General features: G+C 70.7%; 16 protein-coding genes and 1 pseudogene. 14 read left to right on the forward strand and 3 right to left on the reverse strand.

The annotated features are described in order from the left end of the window. The 7 genes and pseudogenes from BST11_RS27685 to BST11_RS22520 all read left to right on the forward strand — a co-directional run. Positions 1-669: pseudogene (locus BST11_RS27685) on the forward strand (hypothetical protein); the annotation flags it as partial. Between the two features lie 90 nt (positions 670-759). Continuing rightward, a complete protein-coding gene (locus tag BST11_RS22495; protein WP_083140347.1) occupies positions 760-1,965 on the forward strand; it encodes a glycoside hydrolase family 3 N-terminal domain-containing protein in 1,206 nt (401 codons plus the stop codon). 81 nt (positions 1,966-2,046) lie between these two features. Then, the gene (locus BST11_RS22500; protein ID WP_083140293.1) at positions 2,047-2,715 is read left to right on the forward strand and encodes a vWA domain-containing protein; all 669 of its coding nucleotides are present in this window, start codon (positions 2,047-2,049) and stop codon (positions 2,713-2,715) included. Positions 2,716-2,736: 21 nt separating this feature from the next. Continuing rightward, positions 2,737-3,819, forward strand: a complete 1,083-nt coding sequence (locus BST11_RS22505) for a protein phosphatase 2C domain-containing protein (RefSeq protein ID WP_083140295.1) — start codon at positions 2,737-2,739, stop codon at positions 3,817-3,819. Next, a complete protein-coding gene (locus BST11_RS22510) occupies positions 3,816-5,651 on the forward strand; it encodes a serine/threonine-protein kinase PknD (protein ID WP_244897750.1) in 1,836 nt (611 codons plus the stop codon). The genes BST11_RS22505 and BST11_RS22510 overlap by 4 nt, the downstream gene beginning before the upstream one ends. A gap of 416 nt (positions 5,652-6,067) precedes the next feature. Further along, positions 6,068-6,493 (forward strand): DUF2510 domain-containing protein, encoded by a 426-nt coding sequence (locus BST11_RS22515; protein ID WP_142276499.1) that lies wholly within the window; start codon positions 6,068-6,070, stop codon positions 6,491-6,493. A 97-nt stretch (positions 6,494-6,590) separates the two neighbouring features. Next, positions 6,591-7,718, forward strand: coding sequence for an FAD-dependent oxidoreductase (locus tag BST11_RS22520; RefSeq protein ID WP_083140301.1), 1,128 nt, complete (start codon positions 6,591-6,593; stop codon positions 7,716-7,718). On the opposite strand, the gene BST11_RS29010 is transcribed toward BST11_RS22520, so the two are convergent. Continuing rightward, entirely contained in the window at positions 7,715-9,583 is a 1,869-nt protein-coding gene (locus tag BST11_RS29010) for a serine/threonine-protein kinase (protein ID WP_276034157.1), read from the reverse strand. The genes BST11_RS22520 and BST11_RS29010 overlap by 4 nt on opposite strands. 68 nt (positions 9,584-9,651) lie before the next feature. Continuing rightward, positions 9,652-11,472 (reverse strand): serine/threonine-protein kinase, encoded by a 1,821-nt coding sequence (locus tag BST11_RS22530; protein WP_083140305.1) that lies wholly within the window; start codon positions 11,470-11,472, stop codon positions 9,652-9,654. Between the two features lie 58 nt (positions 11,473-11,530). Between BST11_RS22530 and BST11_RS22535 the strand changes: the two genes are divergently transcribed. The 5 genes from BST11_RS22535 to BST11_RS22555 are packed head-to-tail and all read left to right on the forward strand — an operon-like array spanning position 11,531 to position 14,901. After that, positions 11,531-12,811, forward strand: a complete 1,281-nt coding sequence (locus tag BST11_RS22535) for an APC family permease (RefSeq protein ID WP_083140306.1) — start codon at positions 11,531-11,533, stop codon at positions 12,809-12,811. Positions 12,812-12,858: 47 nt separating this feature from the next. Then, positions 12,859-13,215 carry an ArsR/SmtB family transcription factor gene (locus BST11_RS22540; RefSeq protein WP_083140308.1) on the forward strand — a complete coding sequence of 119 codons (357 nt, stop codon included), beginning with the start codon at positions 12,859-12,861 and terminating at the stop codon, positions 13,213-13,215. A gap of 11 nt (positions 13,216-13,226) precedes the next feature. After that, positions 13,227-13,643: an ArsI/CadI family heavy metal resistance metalloenzyme gene (locus tag BST11_RS22545; RefSeq protein WP_083140310.1), complete on the forward strand. Its 417-nt coding sequence runs from the start codon at positions 13,227-13,229 to the stop codon at positions 13,641-13,643. A gap of 28 nt (positions 13,644-13,671) precedes the next feature. Beyond that, positions 13,672-14,181 (forward strand): flavin reductase family protein, encoded by a 510-nt coding sequence (locus BST11_RS22550; protein ID WP_083140312.1) that lies wholly within the window; start codon positions 13,672-13,674, stop codon positions 14,179-14,181. 3 nt (positions 14,182-14,184) lie between these two features. Beyond that, entirely contained in the window at positions 14,185-14,901 is a 717-nt protein-coding gene (locus BST11_RS22555; RefSeq protein WP_083140314.1) for a pyrimidine reductase family protein, read from the forward strand. A gap of 21 nt (positions 14,902-14,922) precedes the next feature. Here the strand turns inward: BST11_RS22555 and BST11_RS22560 are convergent, their stop codons facing one another. Then, a complete protein-coding gene (locus BST11_RS22560) occupies positions 14,923-15,408 on the reverse strand; it encodes an SRPBCC family protein (RefSeq protein WP_083140316.1) in 486 nt (161 codons plus the stop codon). 227 nt (positions 15,409-15,635) lie between these two features. Here BST11_RS22560 and BST11_RS22565 point away from each other — a divergent pair, with 227 nt between their 5' ends. Together BST11_RS22565 and BST11_RS22570 are read left to right on the forward strand one after the other, a co-directional pair. After that, positions 15,636-15,935, forward strand: coding sequence for a hypothetical protein (locus BST11_RS22565; RefSeq protein ID WP_083140349.1), 300 nt, complete (start codon positions 15,636-15,638; stop codon positions 15,933-15,935). A 131-nt stretch (positions 15,936-16,066) separates the two neighbouring features. Continuing rightward, positions 16,067-17,848: a serine/threonine protein kinase PknE gene (locus BST11_RS22570; protein ID WP_083140318.1), complete on the forward strand. Its 1,782-nt coding sequence runs from the start codon at positions 16,067-16,069 to the stop codon at positions 17,846-17,848.

Raw genomic sequence — 17,848 nt, forward strand, 5'->3', positions numbered from 1 at the left:
GCCAAATCCCGGCCACCGGCACCCACGGCACGCCCCAAGCCGCCGGTCATCCCGCCGCCGCCCCCGATTGCTGAACCCCCGAGGACCAACGCGTGGCCGGTCGCCATCCTGGTCGCCACCGTCGCCGTCGCGATCATCGTGGCGGTGGTGCTCATCGCCGCGCTCGCACACACGAACGACAACCCCTCCCCGACCGCCGCGACGACGAGCACGTCCACCTACACCCCGGACGCCTCCGCGCCCACGTCGACGTACGCGCCGCCGGTCGATCCCGAAACCGCCGCCTACCAACAGCTGCAGAGCCTCAAAGACGGTGACTCCTCAACCCTGTCGGGGGTCTCGGAACGCTGGTTACCGCAGCTGAGTTCCAAGCACGCCTACCAACCGTGGACCTGCGACCCCGAGGACCGTCTGTGCTACGACAGCGAAATGACGCTGCGGGAACACCAGTCGCTGCGCCAGCGATATGGCGCGATACTCGCCTGGTCGGGCGACTGGACCGTGTGGTCCGCCCCGGACTACTGGGTGACCGTTGTGCCGCAAACGTTTCCCACCGCCGAGGGCGTACTGAGCTGGTGCAACTCCAACGGGCTCAACAGGGATCACTGCAGCGCCCAGATCGTCAGCAAGACACGCGGCCAAAACGGAACTCACGCTTACAACCGGTGATGGGCGAGCTGAATGACGAGTAACGGTTTCGACGAAAGCCCCGAATCCACCCGCGCGGCAACGGATCACGTTCCGCCGGCGCAACGGGGCATGGCCCGGCGTCGCTCGTGGCCGCGCGCCGCGATCGTCGCCCTCGGCGTGTTCGCCGTCGTCGTGGTGGCCGCCGGTGTCGTCGTGGGCGTTCGGCTGGGCCGCACCCCACACACCGCCACCCCGCCGGCGCCGGCGCCGGCACCGGCCCGCGGCCTGCCCGCCCCCCGGCAGCCCGGTTGCGACACAACGGCATTGATCGCGTCGATGTCCGACCGCGACAAACTCGCGCAACTGCTGATGGTCGGCGTCACCGACGCGGCCGATGCGCGCGCGGTCGTGACGAACCAGCACGTCGGGGGCATCTTCATCGCCAGCTGGACCGACCTGTCGATGCTGACCGACGGGTCGCTCACCGAGATCGCCCGCGCCGCGGGACCGCTGCACCTGGCCGTCAGCGTCGACGAGGAGGGCGGCCGCGTCGAGCGGTTGTCGTCGCCAACGCTGCTGGGCAAGGCGCCATCGGCCCGGTACCTGGCCCACAACGATTCGCCCGACCAGGTCTACCAGCTGGCGTTGGATCGCGGCCGCAAGATGCGCCAGTTCGGCATCACCATCGATTTTGCCCCGGTCGTCGACGTCACCGACGCACCCGACGACACGGTGATCGGGGACCGGTCATTCAGCGACGAGCCCGCGGTGGTGGCGAAGTACGCGGGAGCGTACGCGCGCGGCCTGCGCGACGCCGGGGTGCTTCCGGTGCTCAAGCACTTTCCCGGGCACGGCCGCGCCTCCGGCGACTCCCACGCCACCGGCGTGGTGACCCCGCCACTGCCGGAGATGCAGGACGTCGACCTGGAGCCCTACCGACAGCTGGTCACCCAGGCGCCGGTGGGTGTGATGATCGGCCACATGCAGGTGCCCGACCTGACCGGCAGCGACCCCGCCAGCCTGAGTCCGGCCGCGATCACGTTGTTACGCAAGGGAAAAGACTACGACGGGCCGCCGTTCGACGGCCCGGTGTTCACCGATGACCTGTCGAGCATGCGAGCGATCACCGACCGCTATGGGATCTCCGATGCGGTGCTCAAGGCCCTGCAGGCCGGCAACGACACCGCGCTGTGGGTGAGCACCACCGCGGTTCCGGCGGTCCTCAACCGGCTGCAGTCGGCCCTGGCCGCCGGCGAGTTGAGCATGCCCAACGTCGAGGCGTCGGTGCGGCGGATGGCCGCGGCCAAAGCCTTCACCTCGCCCTGCGGGCACTGAGGCTGGCAGAACAGAAAGCGGTGTGGATTGTGTTGAAGCGGCAGTACACTTTGACGTCCTGCCCGAGCGAAGGGGTGTCCAATGGTGGAACCTAAGGGATCGATCCTGTTGGTGTATTTCGTGGCCGACGAGTCGGGCTCGATGGGCCGCAATATCGACGACCTCAACGAGGGGTTGGCCTCGCTGCACGACGCACTGCAGCGGGAGTCATTCGCCGCGGCCAAGATTCGGCTGTCGGTAATCGGATTCTCCGATACCGCGTTCACCTATCTCGAACCCGCCGACTTGCGCTTCCTGCAAGGGATGCCCCCGCTGACCGCCCAAACCCTGACCTCCTATGCGGCGGCCTTCGATCAGTTGGCCTACCGCATCAGCGTGGATGTGCCCGGCCTGAAAGCCCAGGGTTACACCGTGCACCGGCCGGCGGTGTTTTTCCTCACCGACGGCCTGCCCAACGGCAACGAGGACTGGCGTGCGGTTCGCGCCCACCTGTTGTCCCAACCCGCGGCGCCCAACATCTTGGCCTTCGGCATCGGCGATGCCGATGCCGCCATCGTGGCCGAGCTGGCCACCAAACCACACTTCGCGTTCGTGGCGGCGCGCGGCGTGGACACCGGGGCGGCCATCTCCGAATTCCTGACCTCGCTGACCCAATCGGTGATCAGCTCGGGCCAGGCCCTGGCCTCCGGCTCGGCGGAGCTGCAGTTCGAAAAGCCCGAAGGCTTCACCCTCGCCGTCGACATCGTCTAGACCGGCCCGGGCGCGCAGCCGATGAAAACGTTCAAGCGGCGGCGAAAAGAGCTGGCGCCGCCGCCCAACGAGCACCCGACCGCCCCATTGGCGGTCGTCGCCGTCGACCCACCACCGCCGGGGGTGCCCGGCGCGCCGGGGGTTTCCGAAGTCGTCGGCCCCACGGTCATCCCCCAGATCGTCGTGGGTTCACCGTCGCCGCCGGTGGAACCGTCGAGCATCGCCGCGGACTACCGCTCGCTGCCGTTTCGCCCCGACGCGGTGATCGACGGATGGTCCACCGACTCGCTGACCGTGCGGGGTGTGTCGCTGCGCGGGCACCTGCACCGCTACAACGGCGCGCCTCGCCAGGACGATTTCGCGCTCCATCACCTGCCCGATGGTCGCGTGATCGTCCTTGTGGCCGACGGGGTTTCGGGTGCCCCGCAGTCACATATCGGTGCGGCCACCGCCACCCGGCAAGCGGCCGAGTGGCTGCACGACCACCTTTCCGCCGACGTCGCCGACACCGACTGGCAGGGGCTGCTCAAGAGCACAGCCTGGGCGCTCAACGAGCGAGCGCAGACGCTGCTGGGGCTTGCCGAGCCGGACCCGGTGCGCGCCGAGGAGCAACTCGCCACGACCCTGATGTGCGCGGTCATCGAACCCACGGGTCCCGGACGCTTGCGCGCCCACCTGATCGGCGCGGGTGACTCGGTCGCGTGGCTGCTGTCGGACGGACAGTTCACGCAGATCCTCGGCGGCAAGGCGGTTTCGGAATCGGGGGTGGCGTCCTCGGCGGTGGGGGGCCTGCCGCGGGGGCCAACGGAAGTGACCCCCGCCGTCGCCGACGTCCACGCCGGCGAGATCCTGCTGATCGCCACCGATGGCATCGGCGACCCCCTCGGAACGGGGCAGGGCGGGGTGGGAAACCTCCTCCGCGACGTGCTGACCAGACCGTGCCCACCGTCGCTGATCGAATTCGCCCACGCCATGGACTTCAGCCGCGAAACCTTCGACGACGACCGGACTTTGGTGGCGGTATGGCCCAGGAGGCGGACGACCGATGAGGCAGCCGCGCCGCCGGCGCCCCGGTCACGCAGCCCCGTGGAAGGCCTGCAATGACGGTGCAAGCGACGTTCGGCCGTTACCGCCTGCTGTCGCTCATCGGCGAGGGCGGCATGGGAAAGGTGTACCGGGCCCACGACACCGCGATGGGCCGGGACGTCGCGATCAAGGTGCTGCCCCTCGAACTCGGGGCCGAGCCCGGCTATCGGGAGCGCTTTCGCCGCGAGGCCCACACGGCCGCACGGCTGGCCGAACCGCACATCGTGCACATCTACGACACCGGCGAGATCGACGGCCAGCTCTACCTGGTGATGCCGATCATCGAGGGGGTCGACGTGCAGGAGCTGCTGCGGCGCGACGGGCCGATGAGCCCGCAGCGGGCGGTGCGCGTCATCGAGCAGCTGGCCGATGCGCTGCACGCCGCGCATGCCGTCGGGCTGGTGCACCGGGATGTCAAACCCTCCAATGCGCTTGTGGCCGAGCGCGACTTCGTCTACCTGATCGACTTCGGCATCGCCCACGACGCCGCGGCCACCAAACTGACCCGCACCGGGACGATCGTGGGCAGCTGGGCCTACATGGCACCCGAACGCTTCACCAGCGGCATGGCCGATGCCAGGGCCGACATCTACGCCCTGGCCTGTGTGCTGTACGAGTGCCTCACCGCCGTCCAGCCCTACCCGGGGGACAGCCTCGAACAGCAATTCACCGGGCACTACTCGCTGGCGCCACCGAAGCCCACCGAAGCCAACCCCGCCCTGCCCGCGGGGTTCGACGGCGTGATCGCCCGCGGCATGGCCAAGGACCCGCGCCAGCGCTATCAGAGCGCCCAGGACCTGGCCGCGGCCGCCAATCACGCACTCACCACGATTTCGGCTCGCGCCGCGCGCAACACGCCCACCGTGCACGAACCGCCCCCGCCGACGCCGGCGCCGCCGGCGCCCAGGGCCGCCCCGCCCGCCGAACGGCCGGTGCGCCCGCGCCGTCGGCTCAAGTGGCCGGCGATCGGCACCGCCGCCCTCGTGACCGTCGTCGCCGCGGTGGCCACCACCACCTTCCTGTTGCGGCCGACATCACCGGCGTCCCACACCACTCGTCCCGGCCCGGGGCCCGCCCAAACCGCTTCGCCCGCAACGTCTTCCGGGCAGGAGGCCCTGCCCTTCGCCGGCCTGAAGAATCCGAGCGGCATCGCGGTGGACGGCGCCGGCGACGTCTATGTCTCCGACGCGGGCAACAGCCGGGTGCTGGAGCTGGCCGCCGGCTCCGACAGCCCGGCCGCGCTGCCGTTCATCGGCTCCGGCGCGCCCGCCGGGGTCGCCGTGAACGCCGCCCGCACCGTCTACGTCATCTATCCCGGGAACAACCCCGTGCTGAAGCTGGCCGCCGGTTCCAACAACCCGACCGAGTTGCCGGTCACCGGCCTCGACAACCCTCGCGCCGTGGCGGTGGACAGCGCCGACAACCTATACCTCATCGACGGATCCAGCCGGGTGCTGAAACTGCCGGCCGGCTCCACCGACCCAATCGCGATGCCCTTCACGGGCCTGAGCAACCCGGGCGGGGTGGCCGTCGACGGCGCCGGCGCGGTGTACGTCACCGACGGCGGCCGCAACCGGGTGCTGAAGCTGACGCCCGGTGCCGACCGCCCGGGCGAGCTACCGTTCACCGCCCTGAACAATCCGGCCGCCGTCGCGGTCGACGCGCCCGGCGACGTCTATGTCGTGGACCGCGGCAACGACCGGGTGGTGAAACTGGCTGCCGGCGCGCACAGCCCGGCCGAACTGCCGTCGGGCGGCCTGAACAACCCGACGGCGGCGGCGGTCGACGGCGCCGGCAACGTCTACGTCACCGATGCCGGCAACAACCGGGTGGTCAAGCTGGCGAGCTGATGCCTCGAGTCGCTGACGGCTCGCCTGGAACATATTGCACTGCAACATTTTCCGCAGGCAATGAACTGCCGCCCCCCGTTGCGTCCGCGACGTTGATCGGCGAGGCGGGCCAACCGGCCGCCGACCCCGCTCAGCGACCCGAAACGATGTGGAAAAACCATCACGGAAAAGTCGAGCGATGCCTGAGTCTCAGGGAGTATTGTGCCTCCCACGAGTGCAGTTCAGCGTGCAGGGAGGACCATCCAATGACGGTGCCCGATCGGCCAGGTGGTGCCGTCAGAGAGGAGGGCTGGCGGTACCGACGGTGCGCATCCGCCAGCGGCTCCAAGAATCCGACAAGGCCTAGCCCCCAACCTTGATTGATGCCGATACGGCGGCCTCAGATCCCATCCACCTGCGAGAGAAAGCGAACGAACATGACGAGTCAGCAAGCCCCCGCGGGCTGGTATCCCGATCCGAATGGCGGGTCTGGCCAGATGTATTGGGATGGCCAGCAATGGTCGTCCCCCACCCCGGCTGCGCCCCAACAGCCCGGGATCAGCCAAGATGCTCTGCGGGCCGCCATGGCCGAGAATCGCTCGATCTGGGTCACCGGCGGGCTGGCGCTGTGGTCGCTGATATGCGGCATCATCGGCGCTATAACCGACTTGTTCTGCGGGGTCGGCATCGGGCCGTCGGGCATCGGCCTGGTCCTCGGCGTGATCGCGTTCAATAAGAGCAAGCAGACCGGGGAGCACCGCGGGCTGGCCCTGACCGCGCTCATCGTCAACGCCGTGGCGTTCGGAATCGGACTCATCGTCATGTTGGTCATCTTCGGCGGCCTGGGTTCGATGGGCTCGTGACGCGGCGTCGGTAAAGCCTCCCGGGAGGAGCGATAATCCGCGGCGTCACAAGGACTTTGGCGTCCTGCGCGGCTCGTCCGCCGGGTGTGATGCCGAAATGAACCGCAAGCGTGTCGTCATCGCCGGGCTGGGCGACGTCGGTGTGCTCACCGCGATCCGCCTGGCGGGGCACGCCGACGTCGTCGGAATCTCCGCCAAACCCGCGCTGGTGAGCGGCCAGGAACTCGGCGTCCGGCTGGCCCGTCCGGAGGACTGGGCCCGCGACTACTGGATCCCGTTCGACAACTTCCGCCGCCTGGACCGGGTGCGGAAGGTGCAGGCGACCCTGGTGGGACTGGACCTGGCGGGCCGCGCCGTGCTGGGACGGCGTGACGACGGCTCCGAAGTCGCCGAGCATTACGACGCGCTGGTCATCTCCACCGGTGTCAGCAACGGGTTCTGGCGCCGGCCCACGCTGCAATCGCCCGCCGAGATCGGCGCCGAACTGCGCGCGGCCCACGACCGGGTGGCCGCCGCGGACTCGGTGATCGTCATCGGCGGCGGCGCCGCGGCGATCACCAGCGCCGCCAACATGGCCGCCACCTGGCCGGCCAAGCGCATCGACCTGTACTTCCCCGGCGACCGGGCCTTGGGCGAGTACCACCCGGCGATCTGGAAGCGCATCCGGGGGCGGTTGACGGGCCTTGGTGTCGGCCTACACCCCGGCCACCGCGCCCGGGTCCCCGACGGCTTCTGCGGTGACGACATCACCGGCGAGCCGGTGCACTGGAGCACCGGACAGCCCCTGAGTTCCGCCGACGCCGTGCTCTGGGCGATAGGCCGGGTGCGGCCAAACACCGATTGGCTGCCGCCGGCGCTGCTCGACGAGCGCGGGTTCGTGCGCGTGACGCCGGAGTTGCGGGTGCCCGGTCATCCGGGTGTCTTCGCGGTCGGGGACGTCGCGGCCACCGACCCGCTGCGCAGCTCCGCGCGCAATCGGGGGGATGCGCTGGTGGCCAGGAACATTCGCGCCGAGTTCGCCGGCGGAGACCTACGCACGTTCAAGACACCGGGGCGGCGGTGGGGGTCGCTGCTGGGCATCCAGCCCAACGGGCTCGAGGTCTTCCTGCCCACCGGCCATGCGTTCCGCTTCCCGACATGGTCGGTCGAGCGGGTGGTGATGCCGTGGATCGTGCGATGGGGCATGTATCGCGGGGTGCGCGAAAACCACCCGCTGCTCACCTAATCGCCCGTGCGCGTAAGGGTTTCGTCGTAGTCCACGCTCCATTGGCAGTTGGGGCCGCCCGACTCGTCCAGGTGGTTGTGGCCGGCGAGCTGCGTCACCGGATCGTGCGGCGGTTGCGGAAGCGCGTACTGCCCGGTCGTTTTCGCGTAGACCAGGCCACCGCAGCCGGGATCGTTGGCGTCGTGCTCTACGTGCAACGCCCATTGACCGCGGTCGAAAACCAGTGGCGTATCGATCGTTTTCGAGTGAAGGTAGCTCATGCACCGGTCCCCGGTGCGCAGGCAGTCCGTGACGACCGCCTGGTCCCCCTGTTGCGGGGGAATTCCCTGCTGGAACTTCCGCGTGACGTGGTAGCGGCCGTGCAGCGCCGCGGCCGGCGAGCCCGCGCGGGGCGCCAGGGTGGTCGGGTCGGGGAGGCTGTCGACATCGACGTCGCCGGTGCGGGTGAAGGTCACCGAGCGCTTTTCGGCGCAGGCGTTGGGGGACGCGCCCCGGTATTCGCCGGTGAGCGCGCCGTCCGGCCCGGGCTGCAGCGTCAGCACCTGCCAGACCTCGTCCGGGGCGTCGCGGCATTTGTCGGAGCCCAGCGTCACGGCCATCCAGCGCCCGTCGACCTCGTCGAACACCGGGCTCGCCGCGAGCCGCAGCTCCCCGCTGAGGCGTGACGCCGTCGCCACGCACCCGCGTGGCCCGCATGCCGAGCGGACGGCGTAGGTGTCGGTCACCGGCCCCGTGCCGGGGGCCGGGACGTCGTCGAGGGTGGTGCCCTGGCCGAAGTGGGCCCGATAGACGCCGGTGAACGGACCGGTGTTGGGGGTCGGCGCCGCGACGCGTCCGGGTGCGGTCGTGGGATCGGGCGGCGTGCCCGGATCGTGGTGGAGGAGTTCGACGCCCGCGTAGGCGGCGCCGGCGACGACCAGCAGCGCGATGCCCGCCAGCGCGCCGATCACGGCACGGTGACGCCGCCGCGCCCGCGCGGCGGGCACGGTCGCCTCGATCGCGGGCTCGGTGTCCGGGAATTCGACCGATCGGAGCCGTCGCGCCAGCTGGTCGGCGAATTGCGCGCAGCTGTCGAACCGCCGCGACGGCTCCTTGGCCATCGCGATGGCGAAAACCGGGTCGAGCGCGGTGAGCTCCGGCCGGTGGGCACCGATCGACGGAACCGCGGCGCCGATGTGTTGGCTGATCACCACCGCGGGATTGGAATCGACATACGGCGGCCGGCCCGACAGCAGATGAAACGCGGTGCAGGCCAACGCGTATTGGTCGCCGCGCCCATCGACCGGCTCGCCCTTCAACTGCTCCGGTGCCACGTAGGCCACCGTGCCCACCGTCATGTTGGTCGCGGTCAGCCCGGCCGCGTCGTCGATGCGTCGGGCCAGCCCGAAGTCGGCGAGGTAGACGCGGCGCGGCGGCCCGTCGGCGTCGTTCAGCAGGATGTTGGCCGGCTTGACGTCGCGGTGCAGCAGCCCCCGGTGATGCGCGAAGTCGAGCGCCGAGCCTACCGCGGTGACGATCGCGATCGCCTCGTCGACCGGCAGGCCGTGCGGGTGGCTCTCGCGCAACAGGCGTCCCGCATCGGTGCCGGCCACGTATTCCATGGAGATCCAGAACTGGCCGGCCTCTTCGCCCCGATCGTGGATCGCCACGATGTGCGGGTGGGACAGCCCCGCCGCCAGGTCGGCCTCGCGCAGGAAGCGGGCCCGAAATTCCGCGTCACCGGTCAGCTCCGCCGGCAGCACCTTCAGGGCGTCCTCGCGCGGCAACCGGGGGTGCGACGCGAGGTAGACCCGGCCCATCCCGCCCGAGCCCAGCACCCGCAGGATCGTGTACCCGGCAAACACCTGGCCGATCTCGGGCGACATGGGCAAATCCTAGATGCTGAAGCCGCGGCGGCGCCGATAATTCGCGCGCGACGGCGGGCGCGTGCTCGCTAATCGCCGGTGCGCGTGAACGTTTCGTCGAAGTCCGTGTCGATTTCGCACGGCGCGGTGCGGTGCAGGTGACCGTGCCCGGTGAGCTTCGGGATGGGCTCCCCCGGCGGCTGGGGCAGCGAATCCTGTCCGGTGGCCTTCATGCGGGCGGTGTCGGCGGACCTCGGACACGTGATGTCGGAGTCGATGCTCCAGGCCCAGCGCCCGTTTTCGAAGACCAGCGGCAGGTCACCCGACGGTTCGTGGAAGTAGCTCATGCACCGGTCGCCGGTGCGCAGGCAGTCGGTGCTGACCTTGGTGTTCATCTCCGGCTGGGGCGTCCCGTCGGCCGTCGAGCGCGTGATCCGGTAGCGCCCGCGCAGCGCCTGGGCCGGGGACACCACCCGCGGTGGCTGGCGGGCCGGGTCCGGCACGCCTTCGACGCCGCCGTCGCGGGTGCGGGTGAGCGTCACCGTTCGCGTAGCCCCGCAACCGTCGGCGGCGGTCATGGTGTAATCCCCGGCGAGGCCGCCGTCGCCACGGGCCCGCAGCCTGAACACGTGCCAGAAGTCCTCGGGCGTCTCGCGGCACTTGTCCGGCGCGAGCGCGACCGCCACCCAACTCCCGTCGATCTGGTCGAATACCAGCGCCGACGGCCCGCCGGGTTCCCCGCCGAGGAGTTGGGCCGTCATGACGCAGCCGGTGGGGCGGCACCCCGAGCGCACGCCGTAGGTCCTCGTCACCGCCGGTGGCGCGGCGGGATCCGGGACGTCGTCGAGGCCGATCGCCGGGCCCAGGTCGGCACGGTAGGTGCCGGTGAAGGGGCCCGGGGGCGCGGCCGGGCGCTGCGTCCCGGCGAGCTTCGGCCCGGCGACCATGGTCACGCCGCCCGCGACCGCCAACGCGGTCGTCGCCAGCGCACCGGCCAGGACGGCGCGGCGGCGCCCCGGCGACTTCGCGCGCGGGGCCAGCGCGGTCGGGTCGAGCGCGGGTTCGGGATGTGCGGCGAGGCGCTGGGTCAGTTGCCGGGCGAACTCGCCGCAGCTGTCGAACCGGCCGGCAGGCTCCTTGGCCATCGCGGTGGCGAAGACCGGGTCCAGCGCGGCCAGCTCCGGCCGATGCGCGGCGATCGACGGCGGCGGCGCGCTCACATGCTGGCCGATCACCACCGCGAGGTTTTCACCGCGGTACGGCGGCACCCCGGCAAACAGGTGAAAGGCTGTGCACGCCAACGCATATTGATCGGCGCGGCCATCGACGCGCCCCGCCATGAGTTGCTCGGGCGCCGCGTAGGCCGCGGTGCCCACCGCCATGGCGGCCGAGGTCGGCCCCCCGCCATCGTCGACGCGCCGCGCAACGCCGAAATCGGCCAGGTAAACCCGCCGCGGCTGCGCGTCCGGCTCGGTCACCAAGATGTTGGAGGGTTTGACGTCCCGGTGCAGTACGGCCCGATGATGCGCGTAGTCGAGCGCCGAGGCGACGGCGGTGACGATCGCCATCGCCTCGTCGACGGGCAGCCCGCCCGGGAACCGCTCGCGCAAAAGCCGGGCCACGTCGGTGCCGGGCACGTACTCCATCGAGATCCAGAACCGGCCCTCGTCTTCCCCGCGGTCGTGGATCCCGACGATGTGCGGATGAGACAGACCGGCTGCCAGCTCGGCCTCGCGCTCGAAGCGTTCGCGAAACTGGGGATCGGCGGTCACGTCGGCCGGCAACACCTTCAGCGCATCCTCGCGCGGCAGCCGCGGGTGCGCCGCCAGGTACACCCGCCCCATCCCGCCCGATCCCAGCACCCGCAGGATCGTGTACCCGGCGAACACCTGGCCGGGCTCCATCGACATGGACAGATCGTAGGGTCATGAGAGCGCCTTTCAATGCCGGCGCGACGAGGGAGGCGGAGTGTCCGAGAGCGAGCCCCGGCGGGGCGGCGAGCTGCGGCGCAGTCTGGGGGTGCCGGACGCGGTCGTGATCGGGCTGGGGTCGATGATGGGCGCCGGCGTTTTCGCGGCGCTGGGCCCGGCGGCACGCGCCGCGGGCTCCGGGCTGCTGCTGGGCCTGGCGCTGGCGGCCGTGGTGGCCTACTGCAACGCCACCTCCTCGGCCCGGCTGGCCGCGCTCTACCCCGCCTCCGGAGGCACCTATGTGTACGGCCGCGAGCGGCTCGGGAATTTCTGGGGATACCTGGCGGGCTGGGGCTTCGTCGTGGGCAAGACCGCGTCGTGCGCGGCGATGGCCCTGACCGTCGGGGCGTACGCGTGGCCAGCGCAGGCGCACGCGGTGGCCGTCGCCGCCGTCGTCGCGGTGACAGCGGTGAACTACGCCGGGGTGCAGAAGTCGGCGTGGCTGACCCGCGTCATCGTCGCGCTGGTGCTGGCCGTGCTGGCCGCGGTGGTCGTCGCCGTATTCGCCTCCCCCGGCGCCGATCTCGGCCGCGTGCAGCTGTCCGCTGTCACGCTCGGCGGCGTGATCCAGGCCGCGGGACTGCTGTTCTTCGCCTTCGCCGGCTATGCGCGCATCGCCACGTTGGGTGAGGAGGTGCGCGACCCGGCGCGCACGATCCCGCGGGCGATCCCGCTGGCGCTCGCCATCGCCCTCGCCGTCTACGCGCTGGTGGCGGTCGCCGCGCTCGCGGCGCTGGGGCCGCGACGCCTCGCGGGGGCCCCGGCGCCGCTGGCGGATGCGGTGCGGGCGGCGGGAATCGGCTGGCTGGCGCCGGTCGTGCAGGCGGGTGCGACCGTCGCGGCGGTGGGGTCGCTGCTGGCGCTGATCCTCGGCGTCTCGCGCACCACCTTGGCCATGGCGCGCGAGCACGACCTCCCCCACCCGCTCGCCGCCGTGCACCCGAGGTTCCAGGTGCCCCACCGCGCGGAGTTGCTGATCGGTGCCGTCGTGGCGGTGACGGCGGCCACCGCCGATCTCCGGGGCGCCATCGGGTTCTCGTCGTTCGCGGTGCTGATCTACTACGCGCTGGCCAACGCCTCGGCCTTCACCCTGCGGCGCGACGAGGGCCGCCCGCCCCGCGCGATCCCGGTCATCGGGCTCCTCGGCTGCCTGGTGTTGGCCTTCGCGATGCCGCTGTCGTCGGTGCTGTCCGGCGCGGCGGTGCTGGGCATCGGTGTCGCGGCGTATGGGATCCGGCGCTTGCTGCGTCGCGTCGGCCGGCCCGCCGATCGCGACTGAACCGATACGAACCCTTGCGCCCTGATTCGATGAGTGTTTCTAGGAGGATGTCGAATCAAGCGCCGGCGTGTTGCCCGCCGCTGGGAGTGACCGCGATGGACGAGGCCCAATCCGCGGACTTCGCGGCGATGTTCAAGGCGTTGGGCGACCCGGTGCGGCTGCGGTTGTTGAGCCTCATCGCCAACCACCCCGGCGGCGAGGCCTGCGTCTGCGAGATTTCGGCGACGTTCGACCTCTCCCAGCCGACGATTTCCCATCACCTCAAACTGCTGCGCTCGGCCGGCCTGCTGGGCTGCGAGCGGCGGGGCACCTGGGTCTATTACTGGGTGATCCCCTCCGCGCTGCAACGGCTTTCGTCGCTGCTCCGCGTCGACGACCGCGTGTCGACGCCCGCCAAGCTCTGAAAGGAACCACCGTGTCCCGCATACAGCTAGCCCTCAACGTCGACGACCTCGACGAGGCGATCGCGTTTTACTCCAGGCTCTTCGGCACAACGCCGGCCAAGGTCAAACCCGGCTACGCCAACTTCGCGATCACCGATCCCCCACTCAAGCTCGTGCTGCTCGAAAACCCCGGACAGGGCGGGACCCTCAACCATCTCGGCGTCGAAGTCGCCTCCCCCGACGCCGTCCGCGCCGAGATCACCCGTCTCGCCGGACAGGGGCTTTTCACCGAAGAGGAGATGAACACCACGTGTTGTTTCGCCGCCCAGGACAAAGTGTGGGTCACCGGCCCCAGCGGTCAACGCTGGGAGGTCTACACCGTGCTGGCCGACTCCGACACCTTCGGAGCGAACACGGACGCGGCCGCGGAAGCGTGCTGTCGGGCGTAGCCGCCAGCCGATCGGGGAGACTGAGCGGATGGCCGAGTCCGGAGCATCCCAAGGATCCGAAGCATTCGAAAAGCTGGTGTCGCTGCTGAACTACCCGATGTACGTCGTCACCACCCGGGCCGACGGTGTCTCGGCCGGCTGCCTGGTCGGCTTCGCCACCCAGACCAGCATCCATCCGCCGCGCTTCATGGTCGGGCTGTCCACCAAGAACCACACCTTCCGGGTGGCGTCGGGCGCCAGCCACCTCGCGGTGCACCTGTTCGACCGCGAGCACCTCGACGTCGCGGAGCTCTTCGGCACCCAGACCGGCGACACCGTCGACAAGTTCGGCCGCTGCTCCTGGCGCCCCGGCCCGGCGCAGCTGCCAATCCTCGAGGACGCGGCCGCCTGGTTCGTCGGCAAGATCGTGGACCGCTTCTCCCTGGGCGACCACGTCGGGCACCTGCTGGAACCGGTCGACGGCCGCCCCCCGCAAGACCTGGAGCGGTGGGTCTCCTTCGGCGACGTCCGGGACCTGCAACCGGGCCACGAGGCCTGACCGGTGCCGTCCGCACGGGTGGGCGCCGTCGGTGACGTCACCGAGCTGGCGTCGGCCTACGCCGACCCGCCGCCCGGGGTGCGCGCCAACATGATCTTCAGCGCCGACGGCGCCGCCGCGTTCGGCGGCCGCGCCGGGCCGCTGTCGTGCCCCACCGACCAACGGCTGCTGAGAATCCTGCGGGGCTTCGCCGACGTCGTGCTCGTGGGCGCCGGCACCGCGCGCGCCGAAAATTACGGCCCGGTGCGGCTCACCGACGCCCAACGGAACCAGCGGCGCGCCGAGGGCCGCGCCGCCCCGCCCCCGATCGCGGTGATCAGCCGGAGTGGCGAGCTACCGGACCGCCTGTTCAGCGACCCCGGCCAGCCACCGATCCTGGTGACCTGCGCGCGGTCGGCCGCCGCCCGCGACACCGGCGACGACCCCCGCCGGCGCACCGTGGTCGCCGGCGAGGACTCCGTCGACATGACCGAGGCCGTCGCGCTGCTGCGCGCGCAGGGCATGAACCGCATCCTGTGCGAGGGCGGGCCGACGCTGCTCGACGAGCTGGTGGACGCCGACGCCGTCGACGAGATCTGCGTGACGCTGGCGCCCAAACTCGCCGGGAGCCAGCCCGTCGGCCCGCGCGGGACGTCGCGGCTGGCGGTGCCGGCGGCGCTGCGGCTCGAGCACGCACTGGCCTGCGACGACTACCTCTTCCTGAAGTACCGCCGTTCCTGAAGTACCGCCGCTGAGCCGGGTTCAGGGCCGCGGATAGCCGCGGCGGACCGTGCGGTCGAGGATGCCGAGGGTGGCGCGCAGCGCGCCCTCCGACAGCACCGGGAAGATGCCGGCCTCGCGCCACGTCGCGTCGATGTTCGACCAGTCGTAGAACGAGGTGACCACGGTCGACGCGCCGCCGTCGGCCGGCTCGAGCCGGTAGCCGTAGACGTGACCGATCTGGGGACGGATGCGGCCCAGAACCGTCCACGAGATCAGCCGATCCCGCTCGAAGTCGGTGATGCTGACGGTGACGTCGTATTTGCCCAATTCGGGGAAGTCGTTGAGCGCCTCACGGTCCATGTGCACCACGAAGGTGTCCCCCGTGCAGGTCACCGGGTCGCCGTCGGCGTCCTGCAGCATCCCGGAGGCATCGATGGCCACGTGGCCCTGCGGGTCGCAGAGCACCGCGAAGACGTCGGAGGCCGCGGCGTGGATCGTACGGCTGGTCTCGATGCGCTCGGTCATTGCCGGTTACTCTACGGCGCGTCGCCGGCCTCTTGGCATGCGGCGCGTCGAGGCGCTTCCTATGATGAAGGCTTGAGAAAGATCTCGTCGAATAGCCTGCGCGACACAACGTTCGGTCCGACGCCGGCCACCTTCGTCCCTCGAGCACCGGAAGGAGGGCAGTCGGCGACTTGACCGGTTCGAACGGCAGCGATGCAAACGGCGAGGACGCATTCCGCAATCTGGCCGTGAACCGGCTGCGGCCCAGCGAGCTTCGGTGGGCGCTGAACCACGATGCCGTGCACGGGATCGCCTACGCCTTCCGAAACCCCGTCGCCGTGGCCGACTCGCTCGACGACCCGCGCGACGACCGCAAGACCTACCTGGTCCGGGTCAGGCGCGACGACCTGGCCAGGGCGCTGAAAAAGATCAACGAATGGATCGTCAGAAATCCCGGCTCCGCGGGGATGCACGCCTACGGCTTCGTCACCGCGCTGTCCCGCGAGGGGCTCAGCGAACGCAAAGCCGGCGACGAGGAACGGCGTTGATCCGCCGGCGCCCGTGAAGCGGGATTAGCTGGCTTTTCGCGATTGACCGTGCCCCCCGGTTGCCCAAACCATTAGCCTTATGCCTGGCAGCAACGGGTTTGCGAGGTGCGGCGGCGGGTGAGGAGTCGGCGATGAGTGACACGACCGCGGATTCGCGGGAGGGTTCACAGTTCGGGCCGTATCGGCTACGGCGGCTGGTGGGTCGCGGCGGCATGGGCGACGTCTACGAGGCCGAGGACACCGTGCGGGAACGGATCGTGGCGCTCAAGCTGATGTCGCAGGCGCTCTCCAGCGATCCGGTGTTTCGCTCCCGCATGCAGCGCGAGGCCCGCACGGCGGGGCGCCTGCAGGAACCCCACGTCGTGCCGATCCACGACTTCGGCGAGATCGACGGGCAGCTCTACGTCGACATGCGCCTGATCGACGGCAAGAACCTGGCGGCCATGCTGAGCCGGTTTGGGCCGCTGGCCCCGCCGCGGGCGGTGGCGATCGTGCGCCAGATCGGCTCGGCGCTCGACGCCGCGCACGCCGCGGGCGTCATGCACCGCGACGTCAAACCGGAAAACATCCTCGTCAGCGCCGACGATTTCGCGTATCTCGTCGACTTCGGGATCGCCAGCGCGACGTCCGACGAGAAGCTGACGCAGTTCGGCACGACCGTGGGCACGGTCAAATACATGGCCCCGGAACGGTTCAGCGAAGGCGAGGTGACCTATCGGGCCGACATCTACGCCCTCGCCTGCGTGCTCTACGAGTGCCTGACGGGATCACCGCCGTACACGGGCGACACCATCGGCGTGATGGGGGCCCACCTCAACCAGGCGATCCCGCGCCCGAGCGCCGCGCGCCCCAGCATCCCGCCGGCCTTTGACGGGGTCATCGCCCGCGGCATGGCCAAGAATCCCGCGGACCGCTACGCGACCTGCGGCGACCTGTCGGCCGCCGCCTACGCCGCGCTCGCCACGCCCGATCAGGACCGCGCCACCGACATCTTGGAGCGCAGCCAGGTGGCCAAGCTGCCGGCCGCGTTCGTTGGCCAGGCGCCCGGAGGACGTGTCCCGACGCCGCCGGTCATGACCCACCAGACACCGCCCACGGGTCCGGCGTGGGCCCCGCCGCAGCCGACGGGGTGGCCCGGCGCCCCCGGTTGGGGCACCGGCGATGTGGGCAGCATGGGCGCGCCGCTGTGGGGGCCGCCGCCGCGGCCCAGCCGCAAGCCCTGGCTGTGGGCGGGCGCCGCGGCGGCCGTCGTGGCGGCGGTGGTGGGCGGGCTGGCCGTCGTCGCCGCGCACCCGTGGCAGTCCTCCCCGCCGAACCCCACTCCGACGGCGGCGCCGCCCCCGCCGGACGCGGTCGAGCTGCGGGTCCTCGATGACGGTGTGTCCGTGGGCAGCTCGGTGGCGCCGGTGACGATCGACATCTTCAACGAGCCCATCTGCCCGCCGTGCGGCAGCTTCATCCGGTCGAACGCCGCCGACATCGACAGCGCGGTGAACAACAAGAAGCTGGCGGTGCGCTACCACCTGCTGAATTTCCTCGACGACAAGTCGCACAGCAAGACCTACTCGACCCGCGCGGTGGCGGCGACATATTGCGTTGCGGCGCAAAATAACCCGAAGCTCTACACCAGCTTCTACTCGGGTTTGTTCGCCAGCAATTTCCAGCCCGGCGAGGACGCCCCCGAGGACCGCACCGACGGCGAGTTGGCGCAGCTGGCCAAGACCGTGGGCGCGGAGGCCAGCGTGATCGACTGCATCAAGGGCCGCGACGACCTCGGCACCGCCAGGACCAAGGCGGCGGCCGGCGACACGACGCTGGCGGGCCTCAACGCCAACGGCACGCCGTTCGTGTGGAACGGGACCGAGTCGGTCAACTACCAGGACCCGACCTGGCTCACCAAACTGATCGGGTAG

This window comes from Mycobacterium alsense, assembly GCF_002086635.1.
GTDB lineage: Bacteria > Actinomycetota > Actinomycetes > Mycobacteriales > Mycobacteriaceae > Mycobacterium > Mycobacterium alsense.

Bases quoted from the DNA above. Each gene is read 5' to 3' on its own strand.
- BST11_RS22495 (WP_083140347.1), top strand. From the start codon at position 760: ATGGCCCGGCGTCGCTCGTGGCCGCGCGCCGCGATCGTCGCCCTCGGC.
- BST11_RS22500 (WP_083140293.1), top strand. From the start codon at position 2,047: ATGGTGGAACCTAAGGGATCGATCCTGTTGGTGTATTTCGTGGCCGAC.
- BST11_RS22505 (WP_083140295.1), top strand. From the start codon at position 2,737: ATGAAAACGTTCAAGCGGCGGCGAAAAGAGCTGGCGCCGCCGCCCAAC.
- BST11_RS22510 (WP_244897750.1), top strand. From the start codon at position 3,816: ATGACGGTGCAAGCGACGTTCGGCCGTTACCGCCTGCTGTCGCTCATC.
- BST11_RS22515 (WP_142276499.1), top strand. From the start codon at position 6,068: ATGACGAGTCAGCAAGCCCCCGCGGGCTGGTATCCCGATCCGAATGGC.
- BST11_RS22520 (WP_083140301.1), top strand. From the start codon at position 6,591: ATGAACCGCAAGCGTGTCGTCATCGCCGGGCTGGGCGACGTCGGTGTG.
- BST11_RS29010 (WP_276034157.1), bottom strand. From the start codon at position 9,583: ATGTCGCCCGAGATCGGCCAGGTGTTTGCCGGGTACACGATCCTGCGG.
- BST11_RS22530 (WP_083140305.1), bottom strand. From the start codon at position 11,472: ATGTCGATGGAGCCCGGCCAGGTGTTCGCCGGGTACACGATCCTGCGG.
- BST11_RS22540 (WP_083140308.1), top strand. From the start codon at position 12,859: ATGTCGAATCAAGCGCCGGCGTGTTGCCCGCCGCTGGGAGTGACCGCG.
- BST11_RS22550 (WP_083140312.1), top strand. From the start codon at position 13,672: ATGGCCGAGTCCGGAGCATCCCAAGGATCCGAAGCATTCGAAAAGCTG.
- BST11_RS22560 (WP_083140316.1), bottom strand. From the start codon at position 15,408: ATGACCGAGCGCATCGAGACCAGCCGTACGATCCACGCCGCGGCCTCC.
- BST11_RS22570 (WP_083140318.1), top strand. From the start codon at position 16,067: ATGAGTGACACGACCGCGGATTCGCGGGAGGGTTCACAGTTCGGGCCG.